Origin of the sequence: Altibacter sp. HG106 (assembly GCF_028561755.1) — a bacterium.
Taxonomy (GTDB): domain Bacteria; phylum Bacteroidota; class Bacteroidia; order Flavobacteriales; family Flavobacteriaceae; genus DFVG01.
This window is the reverse complement of record NZ_JAQQTD010000004.1, coordinates 160,508-177,034: the sequence shown is the minus strand read 5'-3', so window position 1 is coordinate 177,034 and position 16,527 is coordinate 160,508. Positions and strand designations below refer to the sequence as shown.

The window sequence follows — 16,527 nt, the reverse complement described above, 5'->3', positions numbered from 1 at the left end:
TTTAATATTGCCTCTAAAGATACAAAAAGCGATATTTTCTTCAGAAGATGTACTACAAAAAGCCATTCACCGCCACTACAGAAATTTACTTGTCTCTAAGTGTTTTCCGAACTTCCTTATTAAGAAAATAACCAGTAACAATTGTAGATAGCACATCGGCGATGGGGAAGGCAATCCAGACCCCCCAAACCCCATAGAATTCAGGCAAAATCAGAATCAGAGGAATTAAGAAAAACCCTTGCTTCGTAAGTGATAACAGCAGTGCGGGAACTGCTTTCCCGATGGCCTGGAAATACGAAGAGCCTATTAGTTGGATGGCAATCACTGGAGTGGCCGCAAAAACCCATCGCAAGGCTTTGGGGGTGCGCTCTAAAAGCGTTTGGTTGTTGGCGAGCGTTTCGGCATCTAACCCAGACTGATTGCTGATAAAAATGGATACGATCGGCTCCGGAAAAATCATAATAATCGCAAAAATCAGTAAGGCTAGAATGGAACTATATACTATGGAGATATTTATGGATTTACGAACCCGTTGAAATTTTTCGGCGCCGTAGTTATATCCTGCAATGGGAAGAAATCCTTGATTCACTCCTATTACGGGGAAGAGCGCAAACATCAACATCCTGCTTATGATTCCGTAGGTAGCCACATCTAAGGCATCGCCCGTTACGATTAACACATTATTGATAAGCACGGTAAACACACTAATAGTCGCCTGACGCGCGAGTGTGACGGCGCTTAAGCTGCTGATCTCATTGACAAGCTTACGCTTTAGTCGAAGGGCATGAAAGGTAAGTCGCAGTTCACTTTTGAAAAGAAAGAACCATAGGATGAATCCGAAACAGATCGCGTAGCTCCAGAAGGTAGCCCAAGCCGCTCCTTCCATTCCCATATCGAACACTTTGATAAGGAGCCAATCCATAAAGATGTTTCCGATGGCGGGAAGCATCATCGCATACATCGCAAACTTTGGCTTGCCTTCGGCCCGAATCACGTTGTTCCCCATCATACATAGGGCAAGCATCACAATTCCGTAGAGGACAATACGATAGTAGGTTAATGCGAGGTCTTGAAAGGATTCATCGGCGCCAAAGAATTGAATCAATTGATTCTGAAATACGAGTCCGATGACCGCCAACAAGCCGGAACTGAGTAAGGTAAGCGTGATCTGATTTCCAAAAACCTGAAGCGCTTTAGAGTCATTTTCGGCGCCCAGCGCTCGCGAAAGCACCGAACTTCCACCAATCCCAATGGAGAGCCCGATCGCTCCAATAAAAAACGTGACAGGTATCACTACTGTGATTGCTGAAATGGCCAAGGGACCGATCCATCTTCCTACGAAAATGGTATCCACAATCATGTTGAGAGACATTACTAGAATCCCGATCGAGGCGGGAACTGCCTGTTGTAAGAGCAGTGAGCCAATAGATTTGGTACCGAGTTCGGCCGATCGTCTCCCGCTACCCATTAAGCAATCGCGGTTGTAGGGTTGACAATGCGCCATTCTTCGATCCAATCGACTAAAAGCTGGGCGAAGTCATCACGATCGTTCAAGCATGGGATCGTTCGAAAATCGTCTCCTCCCACTTCATGAAAGATCTCTTCTCCTTCCATAGCGATCTCTTCTAAGGTTTCGAGACAGTCACTCACAAAGGCAGGAGTGACAATAGCCATGTTCTTAATTCCTGCTTTTCCGAGTCGCTCAATGGTACGGTCGGTGTAAGGCTGCAGCCATGGATCGAAGCCCAATCGCGACTGAAAAGAGGTGGAATAGGTGTTTTCTTTCAAACCAAGAGTTTCCGCCACAAGTCGCGTGGTTTCCAAACACTGATGACGGTAGCAAAAACGATGTGCTTTGGAAGGTGTCACGCAGCAGCTTCCGTTTATTTTACAATGTCCATTGGTGATATCGCTCTTTCGTATATGACGTTCGGGTACCCCGTGGTAGCTAAATAGCAGGTGGTCGTATTCAAACCCTTTCAGACCTTCCGCAATACTTCTGGAAAGCACTTCAATATATTCTTTTCGGTGGTAGAATGCTGGTAAGGACGAAATGGATAACTCCGGAAAGTGCTCCGCTTGCAATTCGGCTACTTTCACATCAATGGTTTCGGTAGTTGCCATCGCAAACTGTGGGTACAACGGAATTGTGAGCAGTTCGGTCACGCCTTGATCAACAAGTTCCTGCATGCCTTTTTTAAGAGTCATGCTTCCGTAGCGCATTGCCAGTGCTACTGGGATATTTAATTGTTGCTGCACCTTCGCCTTAAGTCGCTCTGAAATAACAATCAGCGGAGATCCCTCTTCCCACCAGATTTTTTGATAGGCTTCGGCTGATTTCTTGGGACGTGTATTCAAAATAATACCACGCACTAACAGGATACGGGCCCATCGTGGGACATCAATCACACGGGGATCCATAAGAAATTCATCGAGATACTTTTTTACATCCTTGGGATCGGTACTGTCTGGCGACCCTAAATTGACAAGAAGCACTCCTTTCATAGCGTGGTTTTGATGCAAAAATACGCTTAATAGACACAACGGTCAAACATTCCCAAAATGAAAAAACCAATGTGGATATTCACATATTCTATGAGGTAAGGCTCATTACGAATTTCTTGGGTGTCGTCCCAAACTTCTTCTTGAACGCCGCGATAAAATGGCTTGCGGTACTATAGCCTACTTTTAGTCCCACATCCCCTACGGCATAATTTCCGGTGGCAAGCATATTGCGGGCAACCTCCATTTTATAATCAAACAAAAAGCTAAAGACAGAATCGCCATACACCTGCTTAAAGCCTTCTTTCAATTTGTTGAGGGAGAGGTCAATTTCATCGGAAAGCTCCTGTAGGGTGGGTGGTTCTGCCATTCTACGGATGATAATTTCTTTGGCTCGTTTCAGTTTTACCAGGTTTTCTTCATCTGCCAGAAAAGGGCATTGTTCGATGTCGATGTGCGCCGGACGGTGGAAATAAAGACTCATTAATTCATAGATCTTCGCTTTGAGGTATAGGGATTGCACCGACGCGTGTAAGCGGGTATTGACAAGTTGGTTCAAAACGATCGCCATGGAAGGTGTAATAGGCGCTTCCTTATAATATTTTCGTTCTCTATTCTCCTCGCTCAAAAAGGAAATGTAATTGGCTTCGGAAGAGAAAAATTCATGGAACTTTTGGATGGGGACGATCACAGATACGACCCAAGAAGCCGCCGGCAACACAAGGTTTAGCGGTAATTCTCGTTGTGGGTTGTACAACAACAAGGAGCGGTCTTCTGAAAGTGGAAGCGAATAATTTCCATCATTGAAAATAAACTGCGCATTGCCTTTGATACAGAAGTGAAACTGAATCATATTGGACGCTACCGTGCGCTTAAAAAGTTGGGACTCGGCTCCATCATTAGTGCATTTTAACACCAAAAGCCCTTCTGGCGTCAACCATTCGGTGCTCAATCTTTCAGCGATACTTTTGTCGACATTCATGGAATCCATACCCGCAATTTATTTAGAATTAATCTAAACTATAATGATTAATAGCTTCTGTTATAGGGCTAAGGTAGCTGTTTTCCGAAGAAACGCTCGTAATTTTGCTCTTTTTAACGTCCTTCGATACAATTGATGCGTCAAGCGTTATTTTTTTAAACAGAGACCCGCTATTTTTGCGCCAGATTCTATGAAAAAGAACGGAACCCACACCGCCATAACACCTTCCCAGTTTTGTGTTATTGGTCTCAATTATAAAAAGGCCGACGAAGCCATTCGCGGACATTTTAGTGTATCCAACAACGCGCAAGCTGCTCTTCTAGAGGACGCGAAGAAGGAAGGGATTTCGTCGCTAATCGTTATTTCTACTTGCAATCGAACCGAATTGTACGGCTTTGCCAAAAATGAGTCGCAGTTCATGCAATTGCTTTGCCGTCATACCAAAGGGACTGTACAGGCTCTTGAAAAAGTTGCATACACTAAAAAAAACCAGGATGCCATTACCCATATGTTTCAAGTGGGCACCGGACTCGACAGTCAGATTCTTGGAGACTTCGAAATTATCAGTCAGTTGCGCAACAGCTTCAAACGATCTAAACAAATGGGCTTGTTAAACGCCTACATGGAGCGACTTGGTAATGCAGTAATACAGGCCAGTAAACGCATCAAGAATGAAACCGACATCTCTTCAGGAGCCACCTCGGTTAGTTTTGCCGCTGTGCAATATATCATGGCACGAGTGCCCTACGTTTCAGAAAAGAACATTGTGCTCTTTGGCCTGGGGAAAATTGGTAGAAATACCTGTGAAAACCTTCTAAAACATACCAAGAACGATCACATCGCACTGATCAATCGAACCAAAGTAAAGGCTGAAGAAGTGGCAGGAAAATACAATGTAGTGGTTAAAGACTACGCCGATATTCAATCGGAAATATCGCAGGCAGATGTCCTGATTGTAGCTACCGGGGCGCAACAGCCTACCATCAATAAGGAGTTGCTTTTTCTTAAAAAACCTATTTTAATTCTCGATCTATCCATTCCGCGAAACGTGGATCCCAATGTTATTGAAAATCCCCTGGTTAGTCTCGTGCCTCTGGATGAACTTTCTCAAGTGACGCATGAAACGCTTGAGCAACGCAAAGCGCAGGTACCACATGCCGAGAAGATCATCGAAGAGATTAAAGCTGAGTTTCTAACCTGGGTAAAGAATAGAAGTTTTGCTCCTACGATAAAAGCATTGAAGTCGAAACTCACAGAAATCAAAAGTGGAGAAATTGATAATCAGCGTCGAAAACTAGCCGATTTCAACGAACAGCAAGCCGAAATTATTTCGGATCGGTTGATCCATAAAATCACCACACATTTTGCCAACCATCTGAAGGACGATTCTATTGCTACCTCAGAAAGCATTGCCTTCATTCAAAGTGTTTTTCAAATAGAAACAGAGTCTTATGAGTAAGGTATTGCGAGTTGGTACACGCGACAGTGCGCTGGCCCTTTGGCAAGCAACCACCGTTCAGCAGCGTTTAGAAGCCCAGGGACATACCGTTGAATTAATTCCTGTAAAGTCCACTGGCGATCTCAATGTAGAGCAACCGCTTTACGAAATGGGTATTACCGGAATCTTTACAAAGACATTAGACATTGCCTTGCTTCAAGGAACTATCGATTTGGCCGTGCACAGCATGAAGGATGTTCCTACCCAACTTCCTGATAACATACGGGAAGTTGCTGTTTTAGAAAGAGCTTCAAGTATCGACATCCTGGTCACCAAGGGAACTATGCCCTATACCGACGCGTGTACCATTGCGACGGGAAGTCTGAGACGAAAAGCGCAATGGCTCCATCGCTATCCCCACCACAAAGTGGTGGGTTTACGTGGCAACGTAAACACGAGATTGCAAAAGCTCGCGGATAGCGACTGGAACGGAGCCATTTTTGCTGAAGCAGGATTGCAACGAATCGATCTGCTTCCAAAACAGTACGAATCTCTCGATTGGATGCTGCCCGCTCCGGCTCAAGGCGCCATGCTCGTTGTGAGCAGGGCTGAGGACTCCGAAAGTTATCGTGCCGGACGTGTCCTTAACAATGAAAGCACCGAACTATGCACCCATATAGAACGGGCGTTTTTAAGAAGATTAGAAGGAGGATGTACAGCTCCCATAGGAGCGCTAGCTACGCTAGAAAATGAGCAGATTCAGTTCAAGGGAGTGTTGTTTTCCCTTGATGGTACGTCAAAAATTGAAGTATCGCGTTCTGCCTCCCGCAAGCAACTGGAAGGATTAGGCGAAGCTTGCGCCGATGAAATACTACAGAATGGAGGAAGAGAACTCATGAACTACATCAAATCGCAATTGTGAAGTCCATTCTATCCACAAAAAAATTAACCCTCTCCCAAAAAGAGCTATGTCTACAAGCCGGGGTATCAGTGATCGAATACAATGCGATAAAAATCGATTTTTTACCGGTTTCTTGTCCAAAATTTATAAAAAATGCCATTTTTACGAGTAAAAATGGCGTAAAAGCGGTTTTTTCAGCCTCCTATAGCATGGCTCCAAAAATTGAGAATTGTTTTTGTGTTGGAGAAAAAACGGCGGCTAAATTGCGCGATTTAGATCAAAATCTTCTAGAAATTGGGGAAAACTCGGCTGCTTTAGGACAATTTCTGATAGAAAATCATAAAAAAGAGGTTTTCTATTACTTTGCTGGGGAACAACGACTCGACATCCTCCCGGATATGTTACGCGAGAACAATATCTCCATTGAAGAGGTTATTTCGTATAGAACCCTTCTGAACCCTAAAAAATTTGATCGATTTTTTGAAATCGTTTGTTTTTATAGTCCTTCGGGAGTACAAAGTTATTCGGAACACAACAATATGGAACATATAGTTGCTTGTTGCATTGGAACCACCACCGCTTCCGAAGCTAAAAAACATACCCGCAATATTATCATTGCAAATAAACCCACCGTGGCTAGCACCTTGACGCAGGCCATTAAATTTAGAATTAATGAGCGAACCTAAGAACAACCTTTTTCTTAAAGCCTTACGAGGCGAAACCGTTTCACGACCTCCGGTTTGGATGATGCGACAAGCAGGGCGGTATCTACCGGAGTTCATGGAGATAAAAGAGAAGTATGATTTCTTTACCCGTTGTAGAACTCCAGAACTCGCCAGTGAAATAACGGTACAACCTATTCGGCGCTTCGGAATGGACGCCGCCATTCTCTTCAGTGATATCCTCGTGGTTCCACAAGCCATGAATATTGAAGTAGAGATGAAACCCGGTGTGGGGCCATGGTTGCCCAATCCGATACGAAAGGCATCCGACCTCGATTCGGTAATCATTCCCGATATCACGGATTCCCTCGGCTATGTGATGGATGCCATTAGAATGACAACCGAAAAATTAGCGAATGAAATTCCCTTAATCGGTTTTGCAGGTAGCCCCTGGACCTTGTTGTGTTATTGTGTACAAGGACAAGGAAGCAAGAATTTTGACAAAGCGAAGGAATTGTGTTTTACACAGCCCGAGGTAGCCCACACTTTGCTTCAGAAAATTACAGACACCACCATTTTATATCTAAAGGAAAAGGTGAAAGCCGGAGTGAATGCCGTACAGCTGTTTGATAGTTGGGGTGGAATGCTCTCGCCTGCTGATTACCAAACATTCAGTTGGAACTATATGCAACAGATTATTGATGCTTTGAAAGATGAAACCCATGTGATCGCTTTTGGAAAAGGATGCTGGTTTGCACTAGATCAAATGGCACAAAGTGGTGCCTCGGCGCTGGGTGTCGACTGGACGTGTTCTCCGGAAACCGCACGACGCCTTACCGGAGGTAAAATTACCCTACAAGGAAATTTTGACCCCACCCGTCTCTTTAGTCCGCCAGAGGACATCAAAAGAATGGTGACACAGATGATCGATGCCTTCGGAAAAGACAACTACATTGTTAATCTAGGGCACGGAATTTTGCCAAATATACCGGTCGCGCACGCAGGTGCTTTTGTGGAAGCGGTTAAGACCTATCGCGCTTCCTCGTGAACCTTCTTGCTAGAATCAGTCAATTAAGTGTTTCACAAGGGTTTCGCCTTTTTGGACTCTTTATGAAACATCCATTGTATTTGATTCCTACCTTGCGAGCCACACGCGAAACCATGATGATCTGCAATAAACGATTTGGAAATAGTCACCACCGTTCCAATCAAGCGAACGCATTCCGACATGCGCTTTGGAATATCCTGATTTGTAGAAAATCCTTTAAAAAGAATAAAAACAAGCTAAAAGCCATTCATTTCACACAAAAATTCACCAATTTGTATGAAAAAGTGACCCAAAACAGCCCTTTGGATGAAGCCATGGACCTTCATAACAATCGCATCGGACTTCATTATTTTGACAAACAAGAACTAAAAACTATCGAAGAATGGCTTACTTTTTTAGATAATTTGTCCCATAAAGCGCAAAAAGTTACTCAAATTGAAGAAATTGAGCAATTCCCAGAATCTTTGGTATTCATTGAATGAAACTTTTAAATAATCGATGATAAAAAACATTTTTAGCGGCATCTTCTCCTACCGCAACGCACTACAGCTCATAAATCGACTCGGATTGTGGCGATATTTTGCCATTCCTATTGCGATTAGTCTCGTGACAGCCATCGCTATCGGTTTGTTGGCATGGTGGTTATCGGGTATCTTGGGTGATTTAATTTCGATTGTTTGGGTTTGGGAATGGGGTGCTAGCACCTTTAACGCCATTAGTGATTTTCTCGGGGCCATCATTATCATCACGTTGGGGGTCGTCCTTTACAAACATATCGTAATGGCATTAAGCGCCCCATTTATGAGTCCTGTTTCCGAAAAGATTGAGGCACATCTGTATGGTTTCTCTCGTACAGAAACCCGGGAACACAGTTTTATGACCCAATTGTGGCGAGGAATACGAATCAACGCCCGTAATTTAGGGATGGAGCTTATCTTAACCCTGCCTATTTTATTGTTAAGCCTAATTCCAATTGTCAATTTTATCACCGGCTTTGCCTTATTTTTAGTACAATCGTATTATGCCGGCTTCGGAAATATGGATTATACCTTAGAAAGACATATGAACGCCTCCCATAGCATTCGTTTTGTGCGTAGTCATAGCGGCATCGCCGTGGGAAATGGAATTGTCTTTATGTTGATGCTGCTGATCCCGGTAATTGGTATTATTTTGGTGTTCCCGCTCTCGGTCACTGCGGCAAGCACCGAAACCCTTCGATTATTGCATGACAAACCTGCTAAACAAACAGCGATAAAAAGCACTTCATGAAAAACGAATTTGTTTCCTATATACGGACCCTTCAAAACACGATTACGGAAGCCCTTGAGGCGATAGACGGAAGCGCACGCTTTAAAGAAGATCTTTGGAAACGTCCGGAAGGTGGTGGCGGAAGAACCCGGGTGATTGAAAATGGCGCTGTCTTTGAAAAAGGAGGTGTAAACATCAGTGAAGTTCATGGGGAGTTGCCAGAAAGTATGCAAGCCTATTTTGGGGTTAAGGAAGCCCGCTTTTTTGCCTGTGGCTTAAGTTTGGTGCTGCATCCTAAAAATCCGTTTGTCCCTACCGTTCACGCCAATTGGCGCTATTTTGAAATGTACGACCTCAATGGAGATATTGTAGATCAATGGTTTGGTGGGGGGCAAGACCTTACTCCCTACTACCTATTTGAAGAAGATGCTACCCACTTCCATCAAATTTGTAAAAACGCCTGCGATGCGCACGATCCTTCCTTTTATCCTACCTACAAAAAGCGGTGTGACACCTATTTTTACAATGCACATCGAGAAGAGGCTCGCGGAATTGGTGGACTCTTCTTTGACTATCTAAAAAAAACACCGGAGCGCAGCATGAAAGACTGGTACGATTTTGTGACCGAAGTGGGAAATCATTTTTTGGAGGCCTACCTCCCCATCGTACAGCGGAGAAAAGATGCATCTTATACTCAGAAGCAAAAGGATTGGCAAGAAATTCGGCGTGGTCGCTACGTAGAGTTCAATTTGGTACACGATAAAGGAACCCTATTTGGATTGAAAACAAACGGGCGTATCGAGAGTATTTTAATGAGCCTTCCACCGCATGTGCAATGGCGCTATGATCATCAACCTGTACCGGGAAGCGAAGAAGAAAAATTACAAAACGTATTACAACATCCCAGAAGTTGGGTCTAAAAGAAAACTTATGTATCCATTACAACGAAACAGACGCTTACGCTCTTCCGAAGTCCTTCGGAAATTAGTTCGTGAAACCCTCATCACACCCAATGATTTTCTTGTGCCCCTTTTTGTTGTGGAAGGAACCGGTATCAAGGAAGAAATTGCCTCCATGCCCAATTACTTTCGCTTCAGTTTAGATACGCTGGTGACGGAGATCAAAAGTCTGAATGCGCTAGGATTGCGCTCGGTCCTCTTATTCGTAAAAGTAGAAGACGCCCTGAAAGACAATTCGGGAACGGAAGCACTCAATCCAGACGGACTGATGCAGCGCGCCATCAAGACCATCAAAGACTCCGCTCCTGAAATGATTGTAATGACAGACGTTGCACTTGATCCTTACTCTAAGTATGGGCACGACGGAATTGTTTCCGAAGGCAGCATCGTGAACGACGACACCAATGCCGTACTCGCCGAAATGGCCCTGTCGCACGCAAAGGCCGGAGCCGACTTTGTTGCGCCCAGCGATATGATGGATGGGCGCATATTCGAAATTCGCAGCTTGCTAGAAGACGAAGGCTTCCACAACACAGGAATTATGAGCTATAGTGCCAAGTATGCTTCTGCCTTTTACGGACCGTTTCGCGATGCACTAGATTCGGCTCCAGTAGCACTTCACAACATTCCGAAGGACAAAAAAACCTATCAAATGGATTCGGCTAATAGAGCCGAAGCGCTTAACGAGACCCTTCAGGATATTGAAGAAGGGGCCGATATTGTCATGGTAAAACCGGGGCTCTGCTATTTGGATATTGTACGGGATATTCGAAATACCGTACAGGTGCCGGTGGCCGTATATCAGGTAAGTGGAGAATACGCGATGCTGAAAGCAGCTTCGGAAAAAGGTTGGTTAGATCACGATCAGGTGATGATGGAACAGCTTACGGCTATCAAACGTGCCGGGGCGCATATCATCGCTAGTTATTTTGCCAAGGATGCCGTACGGCTTATTGCTGACTAAAGGTTTGACCTCCTGCGGCAATACCCCAATTAATACCAAACAGGGTCACCAGATTTTCGTCGGTCGGGAAGTCTTCTCCAAAAGCCCCAACAAGGCTTAGGTTTTCATTCAGTTGGTAACTAATGCTGCCCACGAATCGCTCCTGCTCACCCACGCCAAAGCGCTTCAGATATTCAACCCCAACTTTCAGGCGGGTAGTTTCCAATTCTATCTTTCCGCCTACATCCCAAAAAACCTCAGAGGAAAACGCTCCGTTCGCATCCCTCACAAATCCGTCGTCTAAATACTTTCCAATAGCGTATCCGTGCAGATAATTGGTGTCGCTAAAGTGAATTGCCAAGTCTGCAGTAAGCCAGGTCGAAAAACGATTCTCGGTAGCACTGTCAATTGAGTTTTCAGCAAATAACCAACTATACGCCAGGGCACCGTCCAATCTAAAATTGGGCTTAATCGATTTCGGATTGTTTACAAATGCCGAAACGATTTCACATCGTTCTGCCAAATACTTTTCTAAGATAGCAGCAGCCGAATCAGGACTTCCAAATTGTGTCCTATAGGCTTTCGCGGCTTCCAAATAAGGGGCCAGAAGAGGGTCGCTGCTTTCCCGATTACAATACCGATCATCGGGCTGAACTAACTCGGTATAATTCAAATCAAGAAATTGTTTAAAAGCCACATTCTGAGCAGCCGTAACTCCTTGCCTTAGTCCTTGTACAACCTCCTTTATTTTATTTTGACGCGTTGCATTGTAAAATGAAATAAGGGTCGTTCGAAAGCCAACCGCTGCCACAGGTCGTTCGTCCTCGAAACCAGCAAACTTTTTTGAGACATACCCTACGGTGAACGAAGATTGTGTTTCGTAGGCAACCCAAGGATCATGCTTAAATGACGCTTCGGTTTGATCTTCTGAAGTAGCCGTGTTACGCCATCGAAATCCGCGATAACGCAAATACGATTGTCGCTTTTTTGGAGCGATAAACCAATAGGGGTTTATTTCTACCGCCAAATTGGTGTTGGCAATTCCGTTGTTCAGATAGATCGCCACATCACGAAGATTGGTGGGCGTATTCAGTTGTGTGGGCGACTCCTCTAGCAAGGTAAAGGCGGGATTGGTCGTACTTTCGAAATTGAAGTCGGTAATTGAAACGTCGTTCTTCTCCTGACCCAACAGGGTACTCCCAACGAGTAGTGACATGATGACGATACTTCTCATGACTGCTGTTTTAATAATTCTTTTAGCAATTGCTCCATATCTTCTTTGAGCCTTGGTATGAGCACTATTCGAATCGTTTTTGAAATGCGAAAACTCTTGCTCTGTGGATCTCCAGGATGTACATCGCCCGGTGGTTCATGTGAAAAATGGTCTTCTTCTCCCTGACCGCCGTCAAAGTGAAAGTCCGTTTCGGTATTTTGAATGATTTGATCCTTATTACCAAGTTGATCCAAGTCTAACATGAAGTTATTGACCAACTTCACTTGCCCGCTGGCCAAAAGCTCCTCTTTTACAACGCGCGCTAAAAAATGATCACCCTGATCTGTTACGGGAATAACCTTCTGTTGCGGGCTGCCAAAATTTACGGCAACGGTGGGAGGACCATCTACCGCAGCAATCGTATTGTATTGCAGCCGTATCTTTAACTCGGTACTGTTGTTTTTGGTGATGAAAACTTCCATACGCTTTGAACTATTAAGAATGACGGTGCTTCAGAAAGCAACCGACATGAATTTCGTAACAATAAGCAGGGGAGATGTTTGCCATATTCCGCCACGCGGAAAGCTCTTTCAAGGTACGAAAACTTTTTATGTACCTTCGTCAAAAAATGTACTCCGATCAAATGAAAGCTTATTTCTCTATCCTTTTGATACTTTTAGTGGGTCCCATGACCGTGGCTCAAACCAAGACGAACATTCCCGAAACGCTTGATATAAAAGCAATCTGGCTCGAAAAATGGGCCAACTCAAAGTTGTATTTGCTTGAAATTGCCGAAACCATGCCCGAAGACGGGTACGACTTTAAGCCCAGTCCTCGACAAATGAGCTTTCAAGAGCAGTTACTACATATTCAACAAAACATGCATTGGTTAGGAACCACCTACTTTTCCGAAGAGACGTATACGAAGGTAGACGCTACAACGCTGTCGAAACAACAATTGCTCGAGGCGCTCTCGGAACGTTTTGATTTGGTCGCAAAACAGGTTCAAGCGACATCTAACGAGAAACTGTCGGAAACCGTCGATTTTTTTGCCGGTCCTAAAAACAGACTGCAAATGCTACAGCTGCTACAAGATCATGTGACGCACCATCGCGGACAATTAATTGTGTATCTCAACCTAAAAGACCTCAGCCCTCCACGTTATGTAGGTTGGTAATTTTATACTACTTTTAAGAGGAATTTTAAGCGAAAACAATACCTTGCACCAAATGTACTAGCGAATGACCCTGCTCATACTTTACGCCTTCCTTTCTATCTTCTTTTCCTTCTTATGTTCCATTTTGGAAGCGGCTTTACTAAGCTTCACGCCCACTTTCATTAAAGTAAAACGCCAGGAAGGCAAAGGCTACGCTACCACGCTGGCCAATTATAAAAAGGATATAGACCGTCCACTGATCGCAATTCTTACGCTGAATACTATTGCGCACACGGTAGGAGCTATTTTGGTTGGGGTTCAGGCTGAAAAACTTCCGTATAAAGTAGAAGTTTGGGGGGTAAACATGGTAGGGATCGTTTCCTCTATCATGACGTTTTTGATCCTTATCGTGTCTGAAATAATTCCGAAGACCATAGGAGCTACCTATTGGAAAAAATTGGGAGGGTTTACTGCCCTATTTTTAAAATTCATCATCTTCCCGCTGAAGTATACGGGTATCCTTTGGTTGCTTATGCTTACCACCAAACTGATCGGTAAATCGGCTCATGTAAGCACCATGAGTCGGGAAGAGTTCATTGCCATCACAGATGCCGCCGAACAAGAAGGTGTTTTTGAAGAAAATGAAAGCGCCGTAATTAAAAACCTGTTAGTGTTTAAGTCGGTTGTCGCTAAAAACGTCATGACGCCGTTCTCTGTGGTTACCAGCGAAGAAGAGTCCATGCCGTTGAAGCAGTTTCATGAAGAGCATAAAAATTTACAATTTTCCCGAATTCCTATTTTCAAAGAAAAGAATAATAACATCACGGGGTTTGTCCTTCGCGACGATGTCTTGGAGGAGATCGTAGAAGAGCGCGGTGAAAAACCACTAAGTGACATTAAGCGAGAAATCTCCGTTGTTCAGGACGATACGCCAATTCCCGATCTATTTGACACCTTTATTAAGTTGCGAGCGCATATTGCCTTAGTGGTGGATGAATTCGGAAATACTACCGGTATCGTCACCATGGAAGATATTATCGAGACCCTCTTAGGACTCGAAATTATGGACGAGAGTGACGCCATTGAGGATATGCAAGCGCAGGCCCGTAAAAATTGGGAGCGCCGTGCCAAGCGCATGGGGATACAAGTACTGGATAAACCGAAAGAAAAATCAGAGCCTTCTTCTGAAGACTCCTAATGTAGCTAGATCGCTTTCGAATGAATACGGTGAAGATTTCTGAGAATCGTATTTAAAAATTGAGAAACATCGTAAGGTTTGAGGATAATATCGTCCATGCCTACTTCCTGTATCTGACTTCGTATTTCGCTAGCCTCAACGGCCGTAAGTGCGACGATAGGCGTAACGGAATCGAATTTTCGAATGCGTCGTGTGGCCTCGATACCGTCCATCATAGGCATGTGTATGTCCATTAAAATGAGGTTGTATTTTGCCTCCTCTGCCCGGGCAACCGCCATACCGCCATCGTCTGCCAGACTGCATTGAAACCCTTTCGCTTGAAGTATCTTTTGCGTGATTTTCTGATTAATTTTATTGTCGTCTACAATCAAGATATGAATGTCTTCAAAGGCCGAAGGATCTTCTAACATAACCTCTTCTAGTACTGGTACCTCTCGATCTCGCGCATAGGCGGGATCGGCCTCTAACGACAGATCAAAAGCGAATGTGGATCCTTTGCCAAGCGCACTTTCCAATTCAATTTTGCTTCCGTAGAGCGCCAACAGCTTCTTAACAATGGGTAATCCCAGACCGGTGCCCTGATAGTCGTAATTGTTACTTTCCACCTGAGAAAACTCTTCAAAGATCAGCTCTTGCTTGTCATCCGCAATACCAATCCCATCATCCTTAACTTCAAAACGCAGCACATATAAATCGTCCTTTTTGGTTTCTTTTTTCCGAATATTGATCCAAATATTCCCGTTTTCGTTGAATTTTACCGCGTTTCCAACCAAATTCATCAAAATTTGCGAGAGTCGAATGGAATCTCCCATGAGCCGGTCTGGAAGAGTGTCATCAATAGAAATGTGAATCTGATTGTTGTTTTGTTCGAGTCCAAAAGCAAACGATCTTACAATATTGGAAAGTAGGGTCTGAAGCGAAAATGAATTCTTCTCCAAATTAATACTACTCGACTCCATCTTGTTCATTAGCAATACATCGTTAATAAGTGCCAGGAGATAATCTGCTGAGAATTTCAAGGAGGTAAGGTCTTCGTGATGACTTTTTAGCGCTTCATCTTCCAGTAAGATGGAGGAGAGTCCTACAACTCCATATAAGGGCGTGCGAATTTCATGACTCACCGTAGAGAAAAATTGTGTTTTCAAGGTTGATAGCTCCTCTGCCCTGTTCTTGGCTTCCGTGAGTTGCGCATTCTTTTCACGCAATTTAGCAATGTACTTCTTTCTATTTTTCGTGAAGAACAATATGGTGATAAAGCCCAGTAAGAATACCATCGCACAAATGATAAAGATGGTGTTGAGCAACTTCGACTTATCCATCATAGCGGCCGAATACTGTTCCTCGCGTTGCGCCAAGTCTAAGTCTTTTTTATACTGACTTACCTCAAATTTAGAACTCGCCTCTAGCAACTGTGTCTCCTTTTCTATGAGATGAAGGCGTTCCTTCACCTCCTGAAGCGAACGCAAGCGAGCATTGGCCGATTTAAAATCTCCGAGATTCTCATAGGCTTCGGAAAGGTATTTCTGCGCAATGATCAACTGATCCAAATAATTATTGGCTTCCGCAGTGACTGCGCTCTTTTCGAAAAGTTCGACGGCTCGGCTAGGGTCGGCATCGCTGTAAAAATAGTAGCGTGCAAATAACAAGTCTAAGTTGAGCAAGAGCAAATCGTGCTGTTTCTTTTGCTTCGCTAACTCCTGCGTTTTAATGAGGTAGGGATATGCCATGGCCGGCATTTGAAGGTCCAGATATGTCCAGGCAATGTTCATATACTGCACCAAATTCTGGTAATCCGGAGCCTTTTGTTTTTTATTGATAGCGATCGCCTTTTTGTATAAAGAAATCATTTTTTCATGATTTTCAATATCTTCGGAATACGCATTGGCAAGGTCATTATAGGCCCAGGGCAACAAACTGTCCTGCCCCGTTTCCATAGCAACTTCTAACGACTTTTCGTAATAGAAGCGCGCCTTCGCGGTATCTTTAATGGAGTTGTGAATATGCCCTAACTCATTGTAGGCTCTAAATTGATAATACCCGGCCCCGGAATAGTTGGCAAGATCAATCATACGAGAACAATCACGGATCGCATCCGAGTAACGATAGGCATAATAATCTTCCTTGATGTTGCGAAGTAGTTGCTGAAGGGTAGCCTCTTCTGCATCGGTAGGTTCTTGAGAATATCCCAACAAAATTCCGAAGAATAGTAAACATAAAATCGTTATGGCAGATTTTATATCCATAGTAGCAAGGTTACGGGGGGATAGTATAAAACTA

16 protein-coding genes are annotated in these 16,527 nt (G+C 44.0%); 10 read left to right on the top strand and 6 right to left on the bottom strand.

Annotated features, from left to right (window positions below):
- Nucleotides 1–85: 85 nt before the first annotated feature.
- The 3 genes from PO830_RS08110 to PO830_RS08100 form a co-directional block, all read right to left on the bottom strand.
- Nucleotides 86–1,468: an MATE family efflux transporter gene (locus tag PO830_RS08110; RefSeq protein ID WP_272853044.1), complete on the bottom strand. Its 1,383-nt coding sequence runs from the start codon at nucleotides 1,466–1,468 to the stop codon at nucleotides 86–88.
- Nucleotides 1,468–2,505 carry a ferrochelatase gene (hemH, locus tag PO830_RS08105; RefSeq protein WP_272853043.1) on the bottom strand — a complete coding sequence of 346 codons (1,038 nt, stop codon included), beginning with the start codon at nucleotides 2,503–2,505 and terminating at the stop codon, nucleotides 1,468–1,470. The genes PO830_RS08110 and hemH overlap by 1 nt, the downstream gene beginning before the upstream one ends.
- 88 nt (nucleotides 2,506–2,593) lie before the next feature.
- Nucleotides 2,594–3,484, bottom strand: coding sequence for an AraC family transcriptional regulator (locus tag PO830_RS08100; RefSeq protein WP_272853260.1), 891 nt, complete (start codon nucleotides 3,482–3,484; stop codon nucleotides 2,594–2,596).
- 190 nt (nucleotides 3,485–3,674) lie between these two features.
- Here PO830_RS08100 and hemA point away from each other — a divergent pair, with 190 nt between their 5' ends.
- The 8 genes from hemA to hemB all read left to right on the top strand — a co-directional run bounded on the left by hemA (nucleotide 3,675) and on the right by hemB (nucleotide 10,704).
- Complete coding sequence (hemA, locus tag PO830_RS08095; RefSeq protein WP_272853042.1) at nucleotides 3,675–4,943, top strand: glutamyl-tRNA reductase; 1,269 nt, start codon at nucleotides 3,675–3,677, stop codon at nucleotides 4,941–4,943.
- Nucleotides 4,936–5,844 (top strand): hydroxymethylbilane synthase, encoded by a 909-nt coding sequence (gene hemC / locus PO830_RS08090; protein WP_272853041.1) that lies wholly within the window; start codon nucleotides 4,936–4,938, stop codon nucleotides 5,842–5,844. The genes hemA and hemC overlap by 8 nt, the downstream gene beginning before the upstream one ends.
- Nucleotides 5,841–6,509, top strand: a complete 669-nt coding sequence (locus PO830_RS08085; protein ID WP_272853040.1) for a uroporphyrinogen-III synthase — start codon at nucleotides 5,841–5,843, stop codon at nucleotides 6,507–6,509. The genes hemC and PO830_RS08085 overlap by 4 nt, the downstream gene beginning before the upstream one ends.
- Nucleotides 6,496–7,533 carry a uroporphyrinogen decarboxylase gene (gene hemE / locus PO830_RS08080; protein ID WP_272853039.1) on the top strand — a complete coding sequence of 346 codons (1,038 nt, stop codon included), beginning with the start codon at nucleotides 6,496–6,498 and terminating at the stop codon, nucleotides 7,531–7,533. Before PO830_RS08085 ends, hemE begins: the two co-directional genes overlap by 14 nt.
- A gap of 62 nt (nucleotides 7,534–7,595) precedes the next feature.
- Nucleotides 7,596–8,015 (top strand): DUF6973 domain-containing protein, encoded by a 420-nt coding sequence (locus PO830_RS08075; RefSeq protein WP_272853038.1) that lies wholly within the window; start codon nucleotides 7,596–7,598, stop codon nucleotides 8,013–8,015.
- 16 nt (nucleotides 8,016–8,031) lie between these two features.
- Nucleotides 8,032–8,802, top strand: coding sequence for an EI24 domain-containing protein (locus PO830_RS08070; RefSeq protein ID WP_272853037.1), 771 nt, complete (start codon nucleotides 8,032–8,034; stop codon nucleotides 8,800–8,802).
- On the top strand, nucleotides 8,799–9,701 hold the full coding sequence (gene hemF / locus PO830_RS08065) for an oxygen-dependent coproporphyrinogen oxidase (RefSeq protein WP_272853036.1): 903 nt from the start codon (nucleotides 8,799–8,801) through the stop codon (nucleotides 9,699–9,701). Before PO830_RS08070 ends, hemF begins: the two co-directional genes overlap by 4 nt.
- Nucleotides 9,702–9,711: 10 nt before the next feature.
- Nucleotides 9,712–10,704 carry a porphobilinogen synthase gene (hemB, locus tag PO830_RS08060; RefSeq protein ID WP_272853035.1) on the top strand — a complete coding sequence of 331 codons (993 nt, stop codon included), beginning with the start codon at nucleotides 9,712–9,714 and terminating at the stop codon, nucleotides 10,702–10,704.
- Here hemB and PO830_RS08055 read toward each other — a convergent pair.
- Nucleotides 10,691–11,917 (bottom strand): hypothetical protein, encoded by a 1,227-nt coding sequence (locus PO830_RS08055; RefSeq protein WP_272853034.1) that lies wholly within the window; start codon nucleotides 11,915–11,917, stop codon nucleotides 10,691–10,693. The genes hemB and PO830_RS08055 overlap by 14 nt on opposite strands.
- On the bottom strand, nucleotides 11,914–12,378 hold the full coding sequence (locus PO830_RS08050) for a hypothetical protein (RefSeq protein ID WP_272853033.1): 465 nt from the start codon (nucleotides 12,376–12,378) through the stop codon (nucleotides 11,914–11,916). Before PO830_RS08050 ends, PO830_RS08055 begins: the two co-directional genes overlap by 4 nt.
- A gap of 161 nt (nucleotides 12,379–12,539) precedes the next feature.
- On the opposite strand from PO830_RS08050, the gene PO830_RS08045 reads away from it, so the two are divergent.
- Nucleotides 12,540–13,073 carry a DinB family protein gene (locus PO830_RS08045; protein ID WP_272853032.1) on the top strand — a complete coding sequence of 178 codons (534 nt, stop codon included), beginning with the start codon at nucleotides 12,540–12,542 and terminating at the stop codon, nucleotides 13,071–13,073.
- A 64-nt stretch (nucleotides 13,074–13,137) separates the two neighbouring features.
- Entirely contained in the window at nucleotides 13,138–14,250 is a 1,113-nt protein-coding gene (locus PO830_RS08040; RefSeq protein WP_272853031.1) for a CNNM domain-containing protein, read from the top strand.
- Nucleotides 14,251–14,255: 5 nt separating this feature from the next.
- On the opposite strand, the gene PO830_RS08035 is transcribed toward PO830_RS08040, so the two are convergent.
- Entirely contained in the window at nucleotides 14,256–16,493 is a 2,238-nt protein-coding gene (locus PO830_RS08035) for a tetratricopeptide repeat-containing hybrid sensor histidine kinase/response regulator (RefSeq protein ID WP_272853030.1), read from the bottom strand.
- Nucleotides 16,494–16,527: the final 34 nt, after the last annotated feature.

Coding starts and splice junctions, on each gene's coding strand:
- PO830_RS08110 (WP_272853044.1), bottom strand. CDS start 1,468: ATGGGTAGCGGGAGACGATCGGCCGAACTCGGTACCAAATCTATTGGC.
- hemH (WP_272853043.1), bottom strand. CDS start 2,505: ATGAAAGGAGTGCTTCTTGTCAATTTAGGGTCGCCAGACAGTACCGAT.
- PO830_RS08100 (WP_272853260.1), bottom strand. CDS start 3,484: ATGAATGTCGACAAAAGTATCGCTGAAAGATTGAGCACCGAATGGTTG.
- hemA (WP_272853042.1), top strand. CDS start 3,675: ATGAAAAAGAACGGAACCCACACCGCCATAACACCTTCCCAGTTTTGT.
- hemC (WP_272853041.1), top strand. CDS start 4,936: ATGAGTAAGGTATTGCGAGTTGGTACACGCGACAGTGCGCTGGCCCTT.
- hemE (WP_272853039.1), top strand. CDS start 6,496: ATGAGCGAACCTAAGAACAACCTTTTTCTTAAAGCCTTACGAGGCGAA.
- PO830_RS08075 (WP_272853038.1), top strand. CDS start 7,596: ATGAAACATCCATTGTATTTGATTCCTACCTTGCGAGCCACACGCGAA.
- PO830_RS08070 (WP_272853037.1), top strand. CDS start 8,032: ATGATAAAAAACATTTTTAGCGGCATCTTCTCCTACCGCAACGCACTA.
- hemF (WP_272853036.1), top strand. CDS start 8,799: ATGAAAAACGAATTTGTTTCCTATATACGGACCCTTCAAAACACGATT.
- hemB (WP_272853035.1), top strand. CDS start 9,712: ATGTATCCATTACAACGAAACAGACGCTTACGCTCTTCCGAAGTCCTT.
- PO830_RS08055 (WP_272853034.1), bottom strand. CDS start 11,917: ATGAGAAGTATCGTCATCATGTCACTACTCGTTGGGAGTACCCTGTTG.
- PO830_RS08050 (WP_272853033.1), bottom strand. CDS start 12,378: ATGGAAGTTTTCATCACCAAAAACAACAGTACCGAGTTAAAGATACGG.
- PO830_RS08045 (WP_272853032.1), top strand. CDS start 12,540: ATGAAAGCTTATTTCTCTATCCTTTTGATACTTTTAGTGGGTCCCATG.
- PO830_RS08040 (WP_272853031.1), top strand. CDS start 13,138: ATGACCCTGCTCATACTTTACGCCTTCCTTTCTATCTTCTTTTCCTTC.
- PO830_RS08035 (WP_272853030.1), bottom strand. CDS start 16,493: ATGGATATAAAATCTGCCATAACGATTTTATGTTTACTATTCTTCGGA.